Raw genomic sequence first — 16,090 nt, 5'->3', positions numbered from 1 at the left:
CTCTCGTGTGCTGGAATCCCGGCCTCGAAAACTATAACCTGTTCTCGTTTTGGTCCACACGATGCTCGATCGACGCTTGGAGGCAGGCATGAGCGACACCAAGGTCCGCGCCCTCGACCAGGGCACGGCCCCGGAGCGGTTCGCGCGGGGCTGGCACTGCCTGGGTCTCGCCGAGCGCTTCCGCGACGGCAAGCCGCACGGCATCGAGGCGTTCGGCACCAAGCTCGTGGTCTGGGCCGACACCCAGGGCGAGATCCACGTGCTCGACGGCTACTGCCGGCACATGGGCGGCGACCTCACCCAGGGCGAGGTCAAGGGGGACGAGGTGGCGTGCCCCTTCCACGACTGGCGCTGGGGCGGCGACGGCAAGTGCAAGCAGATCCCCTACGCGCGGCGCGTGCCCCTGCGGGCGCGCACCCAGCGCTACCCCGTGGCGATCCGCAACCAGCAGGTGCTGGTCTGGCACGACGTCGAGGGCTCCGAGCCGGACATGGACATCCTCCCGCCGGAGCTGCCCGGCATCGAGGAGGGCCTCTACACCGACTGGGTGTGGGAGTCGGAGCACATCATCGGCTCCAACTGTCGCGAGCTCATCGACAACGTCGTGGACATGGCGCACTTCTACTACGTGCACTTCGCCTTCCCGACCAGCTTCCGCAACGTCTTCGAGGGCACCCAGGCGACCCAGTTCATGGAGTCGAAGGGCCGTCCCGACAAGACCGGCGGGTACGGCGACGCCGAGCTCTTCCTCAAGTCCGAGGCGACCTACTACGGACCGTCGTACATGATCAACTGGCTCGACACCGACTACAAGGGCTTCAACACCGAGGTCATCCTCTTCAACAACCACATCCCGACGGGGCAGGACTCCTTCCTGCTGCAGTACGGCATCATCGTGAAGAAGCCCGAGGGCCTCGACGACAAGACGGCCAACTTCATCGCGAAGAAGTACGCCCAGATGTTCGGCGAGGGCTTCCTCCAGGACGTGCACATCTGGAAGAACAAGGTGCCGGTGCAGAACCCGCTGCTCTGCGAGGAGGACGGTCCCGTCTACCAGCTGCGCCGGTGGTACGAGCAGTACTACGTCGACCGGGCCGACATCGTCCCGGAGATGGTGGACCGCTTCGAGTTCGAGGTGGACACCACGAAGGCCAACGAGTTCTGGCAGGACGAGGTCGCCGAGAACCTCCGCAAGAAGGCGGAGGAGGACGCCGCCGGCGAGTCCTCCGCCGACGAGCCGGCGGAGAAGCCGCAGATGATGTCGGGCACCTGAGCATGGCGTCGTTCGTCCCCACCAGCGCCGACACGCTCGAGGACCAGCGCCTCTACACCTCGGCCCGGCTGGTCGAGGTCGCCTGCCTCGACTGCCTGGCGAAGGTCGGCGTCAAGAAGAACAGCGAGCACCACACCTCGATCCAGTGGACCGCGGAGGCGCGCCGGCACTGCCCGGAGCTGTCTCGGCGTACGGGCGCGCGCGACACGTTCCCCGCCTGCCCCAGGATGATCGCCAGCATCGAGGCCGCGGTGCGCGACGGCCAGATCCCCATCGGAGCCGAGGACGGTTACTGAGTGACCAGCGACGCGCGATCGTCGAGGCAGGCGTGGTTCAGGTGCGTGCAGCGCAACGCGGCGTCGCGATGGCATACCGGGCGTCTTTCGAGCGATGCCGAGGAAGCGATGTGCGTGCCTGGGCCGCGCCTGTCCGACGAGCGTAAGGAGCTGGGCACTACATGACGGATGAGTCCTTCGAGCTGAAGGTCGTGGACGTGGTCGAGGAGACCGCGGACGCCCACTCCATCTCCTTCGAGGTCCCCGCCGGTGCCGAGGAGCAGTTCGCCTACAAGCCGGGACAGTTCCTGACCCTGGCGGTGCCGTCCGACCAGACCGGCGTCGCGGCGCGCTGCTACTCGCTGTCCAGCAGCCCGATCGGCGGCGGGCCGCTGACGGTCACCGTCAAGCGGACCGCCGAGGGCTACGCGTCCAACTGGGTCTGCGACCACCTCCGCGAGGGCGACAGCATCCGGGTGCTGCCGCCGAGCGGGATCTTCACGCCCGCCTCGCTGAGCGCCGACCTGCTGCTCTTCGCCGGCGGCAGCGGCATCACGCCGGTCATCTCGATCACCCGCACGGCGCTGCAGCAGGGCACCGGCCGGATCGTGCTCTTCTACGCCAACCGCGACGAGCGGTCGGTGATCTTCGCGAAGGAGCTCACCGAGCTCGCCGCGGCCAACCCCGACCGGCTCCAGGTCGTGCACTGGCTCGAGTCCGTGCAGGGCCTGCCCAGCCAGGAGCAGATGCGCGCGTTCGCGGCGTCGTTCACGTCGTACGACGCGTTCGTCTGCGGCCCGGCGCCATTCATGAAGATGACGATCGCCGCGCTCAAGGACCTCGAGTTCCCCCGCGAGCGCCGGCACCAGGAGAAGTTCGTCTCCCTCGGCGGCAACCCCTTCGGCGACCTCCACGACCGCGAGGTCGCCGAGCACGAGATCGAGGACGCCGAGCGCGACGCCGACGACGTGACCGAGGCCCCCGCGGCCGAGGGCGGGCCGCAGGGCCCGGTGCGGCTCGAGGTGGAGCTGGACGGCGAGGAGTACACCTTCGACGACTGGGCGCCCGGCACGAAGATGCTCGACCACCTCGAGTCGAAGGGCGTGAAGGCGCCGTACTCCTGCCGCGAGGGGGAGTGCTCCGCGTGCGCCGTACGCCTGCTCGAGGGCGACGTGAAGATGCTCCACAACGACGTGCTCGACGACGACGACCTCGCCGACGGCATCCGGCTCGGCTGCCAGTCGGTGGCGGTGACCGACAAGGTGAGGGTCACCTACCACTGAGGGTCGGCCGTCCGGGTGCGGACCTGAGTGCCGTCGAGACCGTGGTCCAGACCACGAACGAGCGATTGGTGTGAGCGCTTGTCACCGGGGAACCTTGTTGCTCAACCTGTGGGGAAGAAACCGCGCTCGGGACGACGGTCTACCCCTCCGGACGCGCGAGGTCGGGGTGGGGCCGGGCGCGGACAGGTCCCGGGCGCAGAGTGGAGAGAGCCATGATTCTCGGCCTGTGCTTGGTCTCCGTCGCCGCCCTGGTGTGGTTGATCACCGCGATGCCGGCGAAGCCGGTCCGACGGACCCCTGACGTCCCCTCGCCGCGTGCCGCCCAGGCGACGCGCGAGCGGGTCAACGCCCACCCGGAGCGCGCCACGCGCCCGGACCTCGCCCGCGTGCTGCGTGAGACGGTCTCGGCCGCCGACGCGGAGCGCACCCTCTCGCGGGCCGCCGAGCGCGGCCTGCCGATGCCGATGCTGTGGACCTGGTCCGAGCGCTACGGCGCCGAGCGCCTCGTCCTGGCGATCGACGCCGAGGTCGCGGAGCGCTCGATGCAGCGCCACCTGCAGAACGGGACGGTCCCGGACTGGACGGCGATGGGGATCCTCGCCGCCCTGGCGCAGGACACCACGGCCGGGATGCCGGTCGACGAGCTGCTCGACCCGGACGCCGCGCCGTCGGTCGACCTCTCGATCCACGACCTGACCGACTGGTCGGTCGGCCTCGAGGACGGGACGCCGCAGCTCGACCTCAGCGGCTTCGGGAAGCTGCCCCCGATCGCCGGCCCGGCGCACCTGAGCGCCCCGTCCCGCGAGTGGGACCCGGAGGAGGTCAGCTCCTCCGGCCACCCGCCGCTGCCGCCCCGCGAGGACCCGCCCCGGCCGCGGCCGGGCGACCGCGGCCCCTGGCCGATGGCGTCCTGAGCGGCGCCTGCTGACCATGACGTTTGGTCACCAACCTGCCCTGGGAGCGATCCCGGCGGCAGGTTGGTGACCAATCCTCACCAGCCCCGCTCGCGCCACTCCGGCAGCGACGCCCGCTCGGCTCCGAGCGTCGAGTCGTCGCCGTGGCCGGGGTAGAACCAGGTGTCGTCGGGGAGCGTGCCGAAGATCTTGGTCGAGACCTCGTCGAGGAGCTGGGCGAAGGCGTCGGCGTCGCCGAAGGTGTTGCCCACGCCCCCGGGGAAGAGCGAGTCGCCGGTGAAGAGGTGCGGGTGGCCGGACGGGTCGTCGTACACCAGCGCCACCGATCCGGGCGTGTGCCCGGCGAGCGCGATGACGGACAGCGTGCAGTCGCCGACGGTGACCGTGTCGCCGTGCTCGAGCGAGCGGGTGACGGGGACGCCGGTCTGCTCGGTGACCGCTGCCGCGTCGGGCGTCCCGACGAGCACCTCGGCACCGGTCGCGGCGACGACGTCGGCGAGGGCGCGGTGGTGGTCCCAGTGCTGGTGGGTGGTCACGACGGACGTCAGACCCGCGTCGCCGATGAGGGGGAGCAGGGTGTCGGGCTCGGCGGCCGCGTCGACGAGCAGCTGCTCGCCGGTCGCGTGGCAGCGCAGGAGATAGCAGTTGTTCGACATCTTCGGGTCCACGGCCACCTTGGTGATGGTGAGCGCCGTGAGCTCGCGTACGTCGGGGCCGGCACCCGGCTTCACCTGTCCGGTGTAGGTCACGTCAGTCTCCGATCCGCGGCAGGGCGCCGCTGTCGCTGGTCAGTCCGTCGCCCGCGCCGCGCCCGGTGAGCCACCAGCCGAGGTCGGCGGCAGTGCCGCTGACGGTGGGTCCGCCCGAGCCCCAGGTCCACGAGCGCTCCAGGTCGGTCGCGCGTGCGGTGAAGGGTGTGCCGTCGTCCTGCTGGGCGAGTGCGTCGAGGAGCAGGGCGGCGAAGTCCGCCGGCCAGTCGGCCCGGGAGTAGCCGGCGTCGAGGTCGGCGTGGTGGATCTCGACCTCCCGCACCCGCATCAGCGGGACGGCGCCGGCGGCGAAGATCCGGCCGCCGGGGATCCGGTCGATGGTGGTCGCCTGCTGGTCGGCCGGCAGCGCGGCCCACGCCTCCGCGAGGTCCGTGCAGGCGGCCAGCAGACGGGTCCGGAGCGCGGACGGCGACGCGGCGGCGAGCTCGTCGATGTCGCCGTCGCGGCGCTCCTCGGAGGCGTACATCGGCCGCCGCTCGCCGTCGACGATCCCGGTGAGCGCGCCGGCGAGGCCCTCGGCGTTGAGCGCGAGGTGGGCGAGCACATGGGCGCGGCTCCACCCGGTGCAGACGCTCGGTGCGGCGTAGTCGTCGTCGGGCAGGCCGTCGGCGGTGCGGACCAGGCGGCGGGTCGCGTCCGGCAGCAGCCCCGCCGCGACCACGGGAAGGGGGGTGTCGACCATGGGGCCATCCTGCCCGAGCCCGGCCCGAAACCCGCGCGTCACCCGACTGTCGGTGGCCCGTGAGAGTGTGGGGAACACCGGCGCGTCCCGACTGGTTGTGCGTTGTCTGCGCCGGTTACGATGGCGAACACCTGTTCGAAGCGAGGGGACATTCAGTGGCGGACCAGCTCATCATCCGAGGAGCACGCGAGCACAACCTGAAGGACGTCTCGATCGACCTGCCCCGAGACTCGCTCATCGTCTTCACCGGCCTGTCCGGCTCCGGCAAGTCGTCGCTGGCGTTCGACACGATCTTCGCCGAGGGCCAGCGCCGGTACGTCGAGTCGCTCTCGGCCTACGCCCGCCAGTTCCTCGGCCAGATGGACAAGCCTGACGTCGACTTCATCGAGGGCCTGTCCCCGGCCGTCTCGATCGACCAGAAGTCCACGTCGAAGAACCCCCGCTCCACGGTCGGCACCATCACCGAGGTCTACGACTACCTCCGCCTCCTCTACGCGCGCGCGGGCCGGCCGCACTGCCCGACGTGCGGCGCCCCGATCGAGCGCCAGACCCCGCAGCAGATCGTGGACCGCATCCTCGGCCTCGAGGAGGGACGACGCTTCCAGGTCCTCGCCCCGGTGATCCGTGGTCGCAAGGGCGAGTACGTCGAGCTCTTCAAGCAGCTGCAGACCCAGGGGTTCTCCCGGGCCCGGGTCAACGGCGAGACCCACGCGCTGGACGACCCGCCCAAGCTGGACAAGCAGAAGAAGCACACGATCGAGGTCGTGGTCGACCGCCTCGCGGTCAAGGAGTCCTCCAAGCGCAGGCTCACCGACTCGGTCGAGACCGCGCTCCAGCTCGCCGGGGGACTGGTGCTCTTCGACTTCGTCGACCTCGACGCCAAGGACCCCGGTCGTGAGCTGCGGTTCAGCGAGAAGATGGCGTGCCCCAACGAGCACCCGATCGACACCGACGAGCTCGAGCCGCGGTCGTTCTCGTTCAACTCGCCGTTCGGTGCCTGCCCGGCCTGCCACGGGCTCGGGACCCGCCTCGAGGTGGACCCCGAGCTGGTCGTCCCGGACCCGCAGGCGACGCTCGGGGAGGGTGCGATCCAGCCGTGGAGCCAGGCGCACGTCGCCGACTACTTCCTCCGGCTGATGGGTGCGCTCGGCGACGAGCTCGGCTTCGACCTCAACACGCCGTGGGAGGACCTCCCGGCCAAGGCGCAGAAGGCGATCCTGAACGGCCACCCGACGAAGGTGCACGTCGTCACCCGCAACCGCTACGGGCGGCAGCGCGCCTACTACGCCGAGTTCGAGGGCGTCGGCGCCTACATCGCGCGCCGTCACCACGAGGCCGAGTCCGACGTCAGCCGGGAGCGCTACGAAGGCTTCATGCGCGAGGTCCCGTGCCCGACGTGCCGTGGCAGCCGGCTCAAGCCGGTGTCGATGTCGGTGACGCTCGGCGCGTCCCTCCAGGACGGCGGCAAGAACATCGCCGAGGTCTGCGCGATGCCGATCAACGAGACCGCCGACTACCTGCGCAACCTCGAGCTGACCTCGCGCGAGCGGCAGATCGGCGAGCGGGTGCTCAAGGAGATCCAGGAGCGGCTCACGTTCCTGCTCGACGTCGGCCTCGACTACCTCTCCCTGGACCGGCCCTCGGGCTCGCTGTCCGGCGGCGAGGCGCAGCGCATCCGGCTCGCCACCCAGATCGGGGCCGGCCTGGTCGGAGTCCTCTACGTGCTCGACGAGCCGTCGATCGGCCTCCACCAGCGCGACAACCACCGGCTGATCGAGACGCTGGTCCGGCTCAAGGACCTCGGCAACACCCTCATCGTCGTCGAGCACGACGAGGACACGATCCGGGTCGCCGACTGGGTCGTCGACATCGGTCCCGGCGCCGGTGAGCACGGCGGCCAGGTGGTCCACAGCGGCAACGTCGCCGACCTGCTCGCGCACCCCGACTCGATGACCGGCCAGTACCTTTCCGGCCGGCGCGAGATCCCGGTCCCCGCCGTACGCCGGCCGCGCACCAAGGGCCGCGAGCTCAAGGTCCACGGCGCCCGCGAGCACAACCTCCAGAACGTCGACGTCGCCTTCCCGCTCGGCCTGTTCGTCGCCGTCACCGGCGTCTCGGGCTCGGGCAAGTCGACCCTGGTCAACGACATCCTCTACACCTCGCTGGCCAAGCAGATCTACCGCGCGCGGCAGGTGCCGGGCCGGCACCAGAAGATCACCGGCCTCGAGCACGTCGACAAGGTGATCCACGTCGACCAGTCGCCGATCGGCCGCACCCCGCGGTCCAACCCGGCGACGTACACCGGGGTCTTCGACCACGTCCGCAAGCTCTTCGCCTCCACTCCGGAGGCGAAGATGCGTGGCTACCAGCAGGGCCGCTTCTCGTTCAACGTCAAGGGCGGCCGCTGCGAGGCGTGCGCCGGCGACGGCACGATCAAGATCGAGATGAACTTCCTCCCGGACGTCTACGTCCCGTGCGAGGTCTGCCACGGCGCCCGCTACAACCGCGAGACGCTCGAGGTCCACTACAAGGGCAAGACCATCGCCGAGGTCCTCGACATGCCGATCGAGGAGGCCGTCGACTTCTTCGCGGCGGTGCCGGCGATCGCGCGACACCTGAAGACCCTGGTCGAGGTCGGCCTCGGCTACGTGCGCCTGGGGCAGCCGGCGACGACCCTGTCCGGCGGCGAGGCACAGCGCGTGAAGCTGTCCGCCGAGCTGCAGAAGCGCTCGACCGGCCGCACGGTCTACGTCCTCGACGAGCCCACCACCGGGCTGCACTTCGAGGACATCCGCAAGCTGCTGCTCGTGCTCGGCCGCCTGGTCGACCAGGGCAACACGGTGCTGGTGATCGAGCACAACCTCGACGTCATCAAGACCGCCGACTGGCTGATCGACATGGGCCCCGAGGGCGGCTCGCGCGGCGGCACCGTCGTCGCCGAGGGCACCCCGGAGCTCGTGGCGGCGACCCCGGAGAGCTACACGGGCCAGTTCCTGGCGCCGCTGCTCGACGGGCGCGAGGCCAAGCAGCCGACCGGCCAGCGCCGTCCCCCGGCGGACCCGGTGCCGGGCAAGAAGGCCGCCACGAAGGCGCCCGCGAAGAAGGCTGCGGCCAAGAAGGCCGGGGCCAACAAGACCGCCGCCAAGAAGACCGCCGCCAAGAAGACCGTGGCGAAGAAGGCGACCGCCAAGAAGGCCGCCGTACGCTCGCGGGCGAGCTGACACCGTCGACGGGGACAGGCAGGCCACCGAGTTCTCATCGAACTCTCATGGCCTGAGCACAGGCTTCAGCCCGGGCCTCCGTCTAGGGTGAAGTTTCAACCATCCCGCCGAGAGGACCAGACCGTGACCGACGGCATGACCCGCCGCACCACCCTCACCGGAGCCGCCGCCCTGGGCGTCGGAGTCCCCCTGCTCGCCGCGTGCGGCAGCAGCGACGGCTCGACCGCCACGGAGCCCGACACCACCGCGGGGGAGACGCTCGGTCCGTCCTCGGACATCCCCGTCGGCGGCGGCACGATCTACGCCGACCAGAAGATCGTGGTGACCCAGCCGACCGAGGGCGACTTCAAGGGGTTCTCGGCCGTCTGCACCCACCAGAGCTGCCTGGTCTCCACCGTGTCCGACGGCACCATCAACTGCACCTGCCACGGCAGCAAGTTCTCGATCGACGACGGCTCCGTGGTCAACGGACCCGCGACCTCCGCGCTCGCGGCCGTCGACGTCAGCGTCGACGGGAGCTCCGTCGTCACGAGCTGATGCACCGGCGCAGCGTGCTCGGCGGCGCGGCCGCCGTGGGTCTCGGACTCCCGCTGCTCGCCGCCTGCGGGAGCGACGGGAGCGGCGAGGCGACCGACCCCAGCGGGGCGACGGAGTCGCCGACCGAGTCCGCCACCGCCAGCGCCTCCGAGAGTCCGACGAAGGAGGCGACGCCGCATGAGTCGACGTCCTCCCAGGCCGCCGACGGCCTGGTCGCGACGGCCGACGTTCCTGTGGGCGGCGGCACCATCCTGACGGCCGAGAAACTCGTCGTCACCCAGCCCAGCAAGGGCGACTTCAAGTGCTTCACCGCGGTCTGCACCCACCAGGGCTGCGTCGTGTCGTCGGTCAGCGACGGCACGATCAACTGCGGCTGCCACGGCAGCCAGTTCTCGATCGAGGACGGCTCGGTCGTGACCGGGCCCGCGACGTCCGCCCTCTCCGCCGTCGACGTCAGCGTCGACAGCGGCTCCGTCGTCGAGAGCTGATTGGCCCGGGGACCCGGCGGCGTCGTGCAGGGATCCCCGGTCGACCGGGGACCCCTGCGCTGGTCGGGGGTTGCAACGGCCGTCAAGCGACAGGAGTGCCTGTCCGCTGTGACGGGTGGTGCGGATGAGGCGCGACCTCCGTCCGGGGGGATTGGTCACCAACCTGCTCCCAGATGCCTCCCGGGACGGGGTTGGTGACCAATCCCCTACGCCGAGGCGCGCGCCTGCGCCATCAGCGCCCGGCGCGGTCGAGGTCGCCGTCGGGGGCGGCCGGGTCGCCGGTGGACAGCCGCCACCGGGAGTCGCGCGGGGAGTGCCGCCGGTCGAGCCGGGCGTCGAGCATCACGCGTGCCTCGTCCCAGCGCCCGGCGCGCAGCAGGGCCGCGATCCGCGCCTCCTCGACCACCTCGCGCTGGGCGTCGGAGCCGCCGAGGCGCCAGAGCCGTGACTGCAGGCGGGCGAGCTGGTCGGCGGCAGCGGACGAGCGGCCGCCGGCCGCGGCGCCGAACGCCCGGGCCAGGGGAGCGACGACCTCGCGGTGCGTGCGGTGCTCGTGGACGGACGCCCAGGTCGCCAGGTCGGCGAGCTCGGCCCGGTCGCCCAGCGACAGGTGCAGGACGGCGGCGTGCAACGCCAGGAAGGGCGTCGCCGGCCGGTGGAGCGTCGCCTCCGACGTCACGGCTGCCACGTCCGCCATCGCCGGGACGTCGTGCGCCCCGGGCGTGAGCGCCCAGCGGAAGAGCAGCGAGCCGGTGTCGACCAGCGCCCGGCAGCCGGTCGCCGCCTCGGGACGCAGCTGCGCGTCGTAGCGGCGGCGTACGGCGTCGAGGTCGCCGAGGGAGAGCTCGTGCAGGGCGGCGTGCCAGGAGAAGTGGCTGAGGCTGTCCGTGGTCGCGCCGTCGCCGAGCACCCAGTCGTCCATCCACGCCAGCCCGGCCTCGTGGTCGCCGGTCTCGTAGTGGGCGTGCGCACGAGCGTGCGCGGAGTGGCCGGCACCGGGCTCGACGAGCAGGGAGCGGCACGACAGGTCCATCGCCTCGTCGAAGCGGCCCTGCTCCTGGCGGACGAAGGCGAGCAGTCCGGCGTACCACCAGTCGTCGCCGTACGCCGGAGCCGCGCGCTCGACGATCTCCCACGCCTGCGCGGGGACCTCGGTGACGCCGGCGAAGGCGATGGTCGGCACGGCGGTGGAGAGCAGGACGGCGTCGCCGGGGTAGGTGGCGAGGTGCCGGATGATCGGCCGGCCGTCGCCCCGCAGGTGGGCGGCGACGGCGTGGACGTGGCTGCGCTCGCGCTCGGTGGCCCGACCGACGAGGGTCAGCGCGTCCTCGAGGCGGGCGGCGACGTCGACCGCGACGCACATCTCGTGGCCGAGCAGGGCGAGCGTGGCGTGCCCGAGCGCGAAGGTCGGGTCGAGGGTGATCGAGGCCGCGATGGAGCGCTCGGCGCCGCGCCGGAGCCGGAGCAGGTCGTCGGTCCCGCGGCGGTAGGCCACGGCGGCCTCGGCGGAGCAGGTGAGGGCGTAGCCGGAGCGGTCACGACAGCGCATGCAAGTAGAGTAAGTCACGCGACAAATAGACAAAGCGTTGCGGCGTGGGAGTGTCGGACCGCGCCCGTAGGGTTGACGCCGTGCCTCCTGCCCGACCCAGCCGCTCCACCCGAGGCCCGCAGTCCTACCGTCCCGAGCCCGGCTCGATCCCCACCCAGCCGGGGGTCTACCGGTTCCGCGACCCGAAGGGCCGGGTCGTCTACGTCGGGAAGGCCAAGAACCTCCGCGCCCGGCTCTCGTCCTACTTCCAGGACGTCGGCAACCTGCACCCGCGCACCGCCACGATGGTGACGACGGCGGCCAGCGTCGAGTGGACCGTGGTGAAGACCGAGGTCGAGGCGCTGCAGCTCGAGTACTCCTGGATCAAGGAGTACGACCCGCGCTTCAACGTGAAGTACCGCGACGACAAGTCCTACCCGTGGCTGGCCGTCACGGTCGGCGAGGAGTTCCCGCGGGTCATGGTCGGCCGTGGCGCCAAGCGCAAGGGCACCCGCTACTTCGGCCCCTACAGCCACGCCTGGGCGATCCGCGAGACGGTCGACCTGCTGCTGCGCGTCTTTCCGATGCGGTCCTGCAGCAACGGCGTCTTCAAGCGGTCCGGACAGATCGGCCGCCCCTGCCTGCTCGGCTACATCGACAAGTGCTCGGCTCCCTGCGTCGGCAACGTCAGCGCCGAGGAGCACCGCGCGATCGTCGACGACTTCTGCGACTTCATGGCCGGTCACACCGCCGCGTTCGTCCGGCGCATCGAGAAGGAGATGTACGCCGCCTCCGACGCACTCGACTTCGAGAAGGCGGCCCGGCTGCGCGACGACCTCGGCGCGCTCAACAAGGCGCTCGAGAAGCAGGCGGTCGTGCTCGGCGACGGCACCGACGCCGACGTGATCGCGCTCGCCGAGGACCCCCTCGAGGTCGCGGTGCAGATCTTCTACGTCCGGGGCGGCCGGATCCGCGGTCAGCGCGGCTGGGTCGCCGATCGGGTCGACGAGGGCGACACCGCCAAGCTCGTCGACGACTTCATCCTGCAGCTCTACGCCGGCGCCGGCCCGGACGAGATCCCGCGGGAGATCCTGGTCCCGGCGCTGCCGGCCGATGCGACGACGTACGAGGAGCTGCTCGGCGACCTGAAGGGGTCGAAGGTCGCGATCCGGGTGCCGCAGCGCGGGGACAAGAAGACTCTCCAGGACACCGTGGCGCAGAACGCCGCCCAGGCCCTCGTGCTGCACAAGACCAAGCGGGCCAGCGACCTGACGACCCGCAACCGAGCGCTGGAGGAGATCCAGGAGGCGCTCGCGCTCGACGAGGTGCCGCTGCGGATCGAGTGCTACGACATCTCCCACCTTCAGGGCTCCGAGATCGTCGCGTCGATGGTGGTCTTCGAGGACGGCCTGGCGCGCAAGAGCGAATACCGCCGGTTCGTGATCAAGGGCCAGGACGGCTCGGACGACGTGAAGGCCATGCACGAGGTCATCACCCGGCGCTTCAAGCGGCTCCTCGACGAGCAGGCCAGCTCCACCGAGAAGATCACCGACAACGGCCCGATGCTGGTCGACCCCGAGACCGGTCGGCCGCGGAAGTTCGCCTACGCGCCGGGCCTCGTGGTCGTCGACGGCGGCGCGCCGCAGGTCGCCGCGGCGCAGCGGGCGCTGGAGGAGCTCGGCATCGTCGACATCCCCGTCTGCGGGCTGGCGAAGCGCCTCGAGGAGGTGTGGCTGCCCGACCAGGAGGACCCGGTCATCCTGGCCCGGTCCAGCGAGGGCCTCTACCTCCTGCAGCGCGTCCGCGACGAGGCCCACCGCTTCGCGATCACCCACCACCGCTCGCGCCGGTCGAAGTCGATGGTCGAGAGCGTCCTCGACGACGTGCCGGGTCTCGGCGAGGTCCGGCGCAAGACGCTGCTCAAGCACTTCGGGTCGCTCAAGAAGCTCCGCGAGGCCGAGGTCGACGAGATCGCCCTGGTCCCCGGCATCGGCCCGCGCACTGCGACCTCCATCAAGGATGCGGTCGCCCGCGCGAGCGGCAAGACTGGTGCCGTCAGCGTCAACACCGCCACCGGCGAGATCCAGGAGGACTGAGAGGTGGACCAGCCCCTCGACCACCACGGGGAGCTCGTGGTCGTCACGGGCATGACCGGCGCCGGTCGCAGCACCGCGGCCAAGGAGCTCGAGGACCTCGGCTACTACGTCGTCGACAACATGCCGCCGAGCCTGCTGCGCGACGTCGTACGCCTCGTCGACGAGAGTCGCGGCACCGAGCAGCCGATCGCGGTCGTGGTGGACGTCCGCTCCGGGTCGTTCTTCCAGTCCCTGCAGGCCAACCTCGCCCAAGGGGCCACGGGCCGGCACGCCACCCTGGTCTTCCTCGAGGCGTCCGACGACGTCCTCGTCCGCCGGCAGGAGGCCGCCCGGCGGCCCCACCCGCTACAGGGGGCTGGCCGGCTCCTCGACGGCCTGCAGCGCGAGCGCGACGTCCTCGCCGACCTGCGCAGCGACGCCGACCTGGTGATCGACACGACCTCGCTCAACGTCCACCAGCTGACCGAGCGCATCGCCGAGGCCTTCGGCTCCCCGGACGCGACCCGGCTGAAGGTCACGGTCACCAGCTTCGGCTTCAAGTACGGCATCCCCGTGGACGCCGACTTCGTCGCCGACATGCGGTTCCTGCCCAACCCGTTCTGGGTGCCGGAGCTGCGCGACCACACCGGCAAGGACGCCGACGTCGCCGCCTACGTGCTCGAGCAGCCCGGCGCGGGCGAGTTCCTCGAGGGCTACGTCCCGGTCCTGACCGGCGTGGCCGACGGCTACCTGCGCGAGGGCAAGCGCTTCATGACCGTCGCGATCGGGTGCACCGGCGGCAAGCACCGCAGCGTCGCGATGACCGAGCAGGTCGTCCGCCGGCTCGCGGACGCCGGGTACGACGTCCGCGCCACCCACCGCGACCTCGGACGCGAGTGATGTCGCCGGACGACCACCTCGACCGTGCCCAGTCCGTCGTCGCCCTCGGGGGCGGCCACGGTCTCGCGGCCTCGCTCCAGGCACTGCGGCTGCTCGTGGACGACCTCGTCGTCGACGAGCTGACGGCGGTCGTCACCGTCGCCGACAACGGCGGCTCCTCGGGGCGACTGCGCGGCGAGTTCGGGGTGCTGCCACCGGGCGACCTGCGGATGGCCCTCGCCGCCCTCTGCGGCGACGACCAGTGGGGCGACACCTGGGCCCGGGTGCTCCAGCACCGCTTCGCCGGCCACGGCGAGATGAACGGCCACGTGATCGGCAACCTGCTCATCGTCGGCCTCTGGGAGCAGCTGGGCGACCCGGTCGCCGCGCTCGACTGGGTCGGGCGGCTGCTCGGCACCAAGGGCCGGGTGCTCCCGATGGCGCTGGTGCCCCTGGACATCACCGCCCGGGTGCGCGGCCTCGACGCCGACGACCCGGCGGCCACCGTCACCGTGCGCGGCCAGGTCGAGGTCGCGACCACCGGCGGCGACATCGTCTCGATCGCGCTGGACCCGCCCGACCCGAAGCCCTGCCCGGAGGCGATCGACGCGGTCCACGCGGCCGACTGGGTCGTGCTCGGCCCCGGGTCCTGGTACTCCTCGGTGATCCCGCACCTCGAGGTCCCCGCGCTGCGCAGCGCGCTCGCGGCCACCGACGCCCGGATCGTCGTGGTGCTCAACCTCGCGGGCGAGGCGGGGGAGACCTCCGGCTACGACGCGATCGACCACCTGGCCGTGCTCGTCCAGCACGCTCCCGACGTGACCATCCACACGGTGATCGCCGACCGCACCAGCGTCGGCGAGGACGCCGCGGAGCTCGAGCAGGCGGTCGCGTCCTACGGCGCGCGGCTGGTGCTCGCCGACGTGGCCTGCGACGACGGCCAACCCCGCCACGACGCCGAGCGACTGGCCGGGACGTACGCCGGCATCCTGAGCGGGTCGTGAGCGGGTAGGCGGCCGCCGAGGGTCGTTGACTGCCGTGGCAGGATCGCACCATGGCGATGACGGCGCAGGTCAAGGCAGAGCTGTCGAGCACCCAGGTCACCAAGACCTGCTGCCGCAAGGCCGAGGTCGCCTCGATGCTCCGGTTCGCCGGCGGGCTGCACATCGTGAGCGGCCGGATCGTCGTCGAGGCCGAGTTCGACACCGGCGCCGCCGCGCGCCGGCTGCGCACCAACATCGCCGAGGTCTACGGCCACCAGTCCGACGTCGTGATGGTGCAGGGCAACGGCATCCGCAAGGGCAGCCGGTACATCGTCCGGGTGGTCAAGGAGGGTGAGGCGCTGGCCCGCCAGACCGGCCTCCTCGACCAGCGCGGCCGCCCCGTCCGGGGGCTGCCGCCGGCCGTCGTCTCCGGCGGGGGCTGCGATGCCGTCGCCGCGTGGCGCGGCGCCTTCCTCGCCCACGGCTCGCTCACCGAGCCCGGCCGGTCCTCGGCGCTCGAGGTCACCTGTCCAGGCCCCGAGGCCGCGCTCGCCCTGGTCGGCGTGGCCCGCCGCCTCGGCATCCACGCGAAGGCCCGCGAGGTGCGCGGCGTCGACCGCGTCGTGATCCGCGACGGCGACGCGATCGGCCAGCTGCTCACCCGCCTCGGGGCACACGAGTCCCTGATGGCGTGGGAGGAGCGCCGGATGCGCCGCGAGGTGCGCGCCACCGCCAACCGGCTCGCCAACTTCGACGACGCCAACCTGCGCCGTTCCGCCCGCGCGGCCGTCGCCGCCGGCGCCCGGGTCGGCCGTGCCATGGAGATCCTCGGCGAGGAGGTCCCAGACCACCTCAAGATGGCCGGCGAGCTCCGCCTCGAGCACAAGCAGGCCTCCCTCGAGGAGCTCGGGCAGCTCCACGACCCGGTGCTCACCAAGGACGCGATCGCCGGCCGGATCCGGCGGCTGCTCGCGATGGCCGACAAGCGCGCGGAGGAGCTCGGCATCCCCGACACCGAGGCGTCGCTGACCCCGGAGATGCTCGCCGAGGACGCGTAACGTCCCGCGACCGCGGGACCTTCGTCGGTTACCCGCACGTACGCCGGACGGCCAGTCTGGCTGGGTCGGCCCAAGCGATAGGGTCGACGTGTTCGACCAACGTCCTTTGCACGCCGTGATCGAC

General features: G+C 71.6%; 14 protein-coding genes. 11 read left to right on the top strand and 3 right to left on the bottom strand.

Going from position 1 to position 16,090, the window contains the following annotated elements; genetic code table 11:
- Positions 1-88 precede the first annotated feature (88 nt).
- The 4 genes from K8U61_RS17670 (at position 89) to K8U61_RS17655 (ending at position 3,745) form a co-directional block, all read left to right on the top strand.
- Positions 89-1,273 (top strand): 3-ketosteroid-9-alpha-monooxygenase, oxygenase component, encoded by a 1,185-nt coding sequence (locus K8U61_RS17670; RefSeq protein ID WP_224124361.1) that lies wholly within the window; start codon positions 89-91, stop codon positions 1,271-1,273.
- 2 nt (positions 1,274-1,275) lie between these two features.
- Positions 1,276-1,569, top strand: a complete 294-nt coding sequence (locus K8U61_RS17665) for a hypothetical protein (protein WP_224124360.1) — start codon at positions 1,276-1,278, stop codon at positions 1,567-1,569.
- A gap of 161 nt (positions 1,570-1,730) precedes the next feature.
- Positions 1,731-2,831: a 2Fe-2S iron-sulfur cluster-binding protein gene (locus tag K8U61_RS17660; protein ID WP_224124359.1), complete on the top strand. Its 1,101-nt coding sequence runs from the start codon at positions 1,731-1,733 to the stop codon at positions 2,829-2,831.
- A gap of 212 nt (positions 2,832-3,043) precedes the next feature.
- Complete coding sequence (locus K8U61_RS17655; protein ID WP_224124358.1) at positions 3,044-3,745, top strand: hypothetical protein; 702 nt, start codon at positions 3,044-3,046, stop codon at positions 3,743-3,745.
- Between the two features lie 77 nt (positions 3,746-3,822).
- On the opposite strand, the gene K8U61_RS17650 is transcribed toward K8U61_RS17655, so the two are convergent.
- Positions 3,823-4,494, bottom strand: coding sequence for an MBL fold metallo-hydrolase (locus tag K8U61_RS17650; RefSeq protein WP_224124357.1), 672 nt, complete (start codon positions 4,492-4,494; stop codon positions 3,823-3,825).
- Between the two features lies 1 nt (position 4,495).
- A complete protein-coding gene (locus K8U61_RS17645) occupies positions 4,496-5,197 on the bottom strand; it encodes a maleylpyruvate isomerase family mycothiol-dependent enzyme (RefSeq protein WP_224124356.1) in 702 nt (233 codons plus the stop codon).
- Positions 5,198-5,352: 155 nt separating this feature from the next.
- On the opposite strand from K8U61_RS17645, the gene uvrA reads away from it, so the two are divergent.
- From uvrA to K8U61_RS17630, 3 genes are all read left to right on the top strand, one after another.
- A complete protein-coding gene (uvrA, locus tag K8U61_RS17640) occupies positions 5,353-8,418 on the top strand; it encodes an excinuclease ABC subunit UvrA (RefSeq protein ID WP_224124355.1) in 3,066 nt (1,021 codons plus the stop codon).
- Positions 8,419-8,541: 123 nt separating this feature from the next.
- A complete protein-coding gene (locus tag K8U61_RS17635; RefSeq protein ID WP_224124354.1) occupies positions 8,542-8,955 on the top strand; it encodes a Rieske (2Fe-2S) protein in 414 nt (137 codons plus the stop codon).
- Positions 8,955-9,443, top strand: a complete 489-nt coding sequence (locus K8U61_RS17630) for a Rieske (2Fe-2S) protein (RefSeq protein WP_224124353.1) — start codon at positions 8,955-8,957, stop codon at positions 9,441-9,443. The genes K8U61_RS17635 and K8U61_RS17630 overlap by 1 nt, the downstream gene beginning before the upstream one ends.
- 232 nt (positions 9,444-9,675) lie before the next feature.
- Here K8U61_RS17630 and K8U61_RS17625 read toward each other — a convergent pair whose 3' ends face one another.
- Positions 9,676-10,992, bottom strand: coding sequence for a tetratricopeptide repeat protein (locus K8U61_RS17625; protein WP_224124352.1), 1,317 nt, complete (start codon positions 10,990-10,992; stop codon positions 9,676-9,678).
- An 80-nt stretch (positions 10,993-11,072) separates the two neighbouring features.
- Here K8U61_RS17625 and uvrC point away from each other — a divergent pair, with 80 nt between their 5' ends.
- From uvrC to whiA, 4 genes are read left to right on the top strand one after another with little or no spacing between them, the layout of a single operon-like run.
- Positions 11,073-13,067, top strand: coding sequence for an excinuclease ABC subunit UvrC (uvrC, locus tag K8U61_RS17620; protein ID WP_224124351.1), 1,995 nt, complete (start codon positions 11,073-11,075; stop codon positions 13,065-13,067).
- A gap of 3 nt (positions 13,068-13,070) precedes the next feature.
- The gene (gene rapZ, locus K8U61_RS17615; RefSeq protein WP_224124350.1) at positions 13,071-13,946 is read left to right on the top strand and encodes an RNase adapter RapZ; all 876 of its coding nucleotides are present in this window, start codon (positions 13,071-13,073) and stop codon (positions 13,944-13,946) included.
- Positions 13,946-14,929 (top strand): gluconeogenesis factor YvcK family protein, encoded by a 984-nt coding sequence (locus K8U61_RS17610; protein ID WP_224124349.1) that lies wholly within the window; start codon positions 13,946-13,948, stop codon positions 14,927-14,929. Before rapZ ends, K8U61_RS17610 begins: the two co-directional genes overlap by 1 nt.
- 50 nt (positions 14,930-14,979) lie before the next feature.
- On the top strand, positions 14,980-15,966 hold the full coding sequence (gene whiA, locus K8U61_RS17605; RefSeq protein WP_224124348.1) for a DNA-binding protein WhiA: 987 nt from the start codon (positions 14,980-14,982) through the stop codon (positions 15,964-15,966).
- The last annotated feature ends 124 nt before the right edge of the window (positions 15,967-16,090 follow it).

Origin of the sequence: Nocardioides mangrovi, assembly GCF_020073815.1 — a bacterium.
GTDB classification, from domain to species: Bacteria; Actinomycetota; Actinomycetes; order Propionibacteriales; family Nocardioidaceae; genus Nocardioides; species Nocardioides mangrovi.
This window is presented reverse-complemented; position numbering and strand designations above follow the sequence as displayed.

What these genes read in the sequence shown, in the direction of transcription:
- K8U61_RS17670 (WP_224124361.1), top strand. Translation starts at nt 89, where the DNA reads ATGAGCGACACCAAGGTCCGCGCCCTCGACCAGGGCACGGCCCCGGAG.
- K8U61_RS17665 (WP_224124360.1), top strand. Translation starts at nt 1,276, where the DNA reads ATGGCGTCGTTCGTCCCCACCAGCGCCGACACGCTCGAGGACCAGCGC.
- K8U61_RS17660 (WP_224124359.1), top strand. Translation starts at nt 1,731, where the DNA reads ATGACGGATGAGTCCTTCGAGCTGAAGGTCGTGGACGTGGTCGAGGAG.
- K8U61_RS17655 (WP_224124358.1), top strand. Translation starts at nt 3,044, where the DNA reads ATGATTCTCGGCCTGTGCTTGGTCTCCGTCGCCGCCCTGGTGTGGTTG.
- K8U61_RS17645 (WP_224124356.1), bottom strand. Translation starts at nt 5,197, where the DNA reads ATGGTCGACACCCCCCTTCCCGTGGTCGCGGCGGGGCTGCTGCCGGAC.
- K8U61_RS17630 (WP_224124353.1), top strand. Translation starts at nt 8,955, where the DNA reads ATGCACCGGCGCAGCGTGCTCGGCGGCGCGGCCGCCGTGGGTCTCGGA.
- K8U61_RS17625 (WP_224124352.1), bottom strand. Translation starts at nt 10,992, where the DNA reads ATGCGCTGTCGTGACCGCTCCGGCTACGCCCTCACCTGCTCCGCCGAG.
- K8U61_RS17610 (WP_224124349.1), top strand. Translation starts at nt 13,946, where the DNA reads ATGTCGCCGGACGACCACCTCGACCGTGCCCAGTCCGTCGTCGCCCTC.
- whiA (WP_224124348.1), top strand. Translation starts at nt 14,980, where the DNA reads ATGGCGATGACGGCGCAGGTCAAGGCAGAGCTGTCGAGCACCCAGGTC.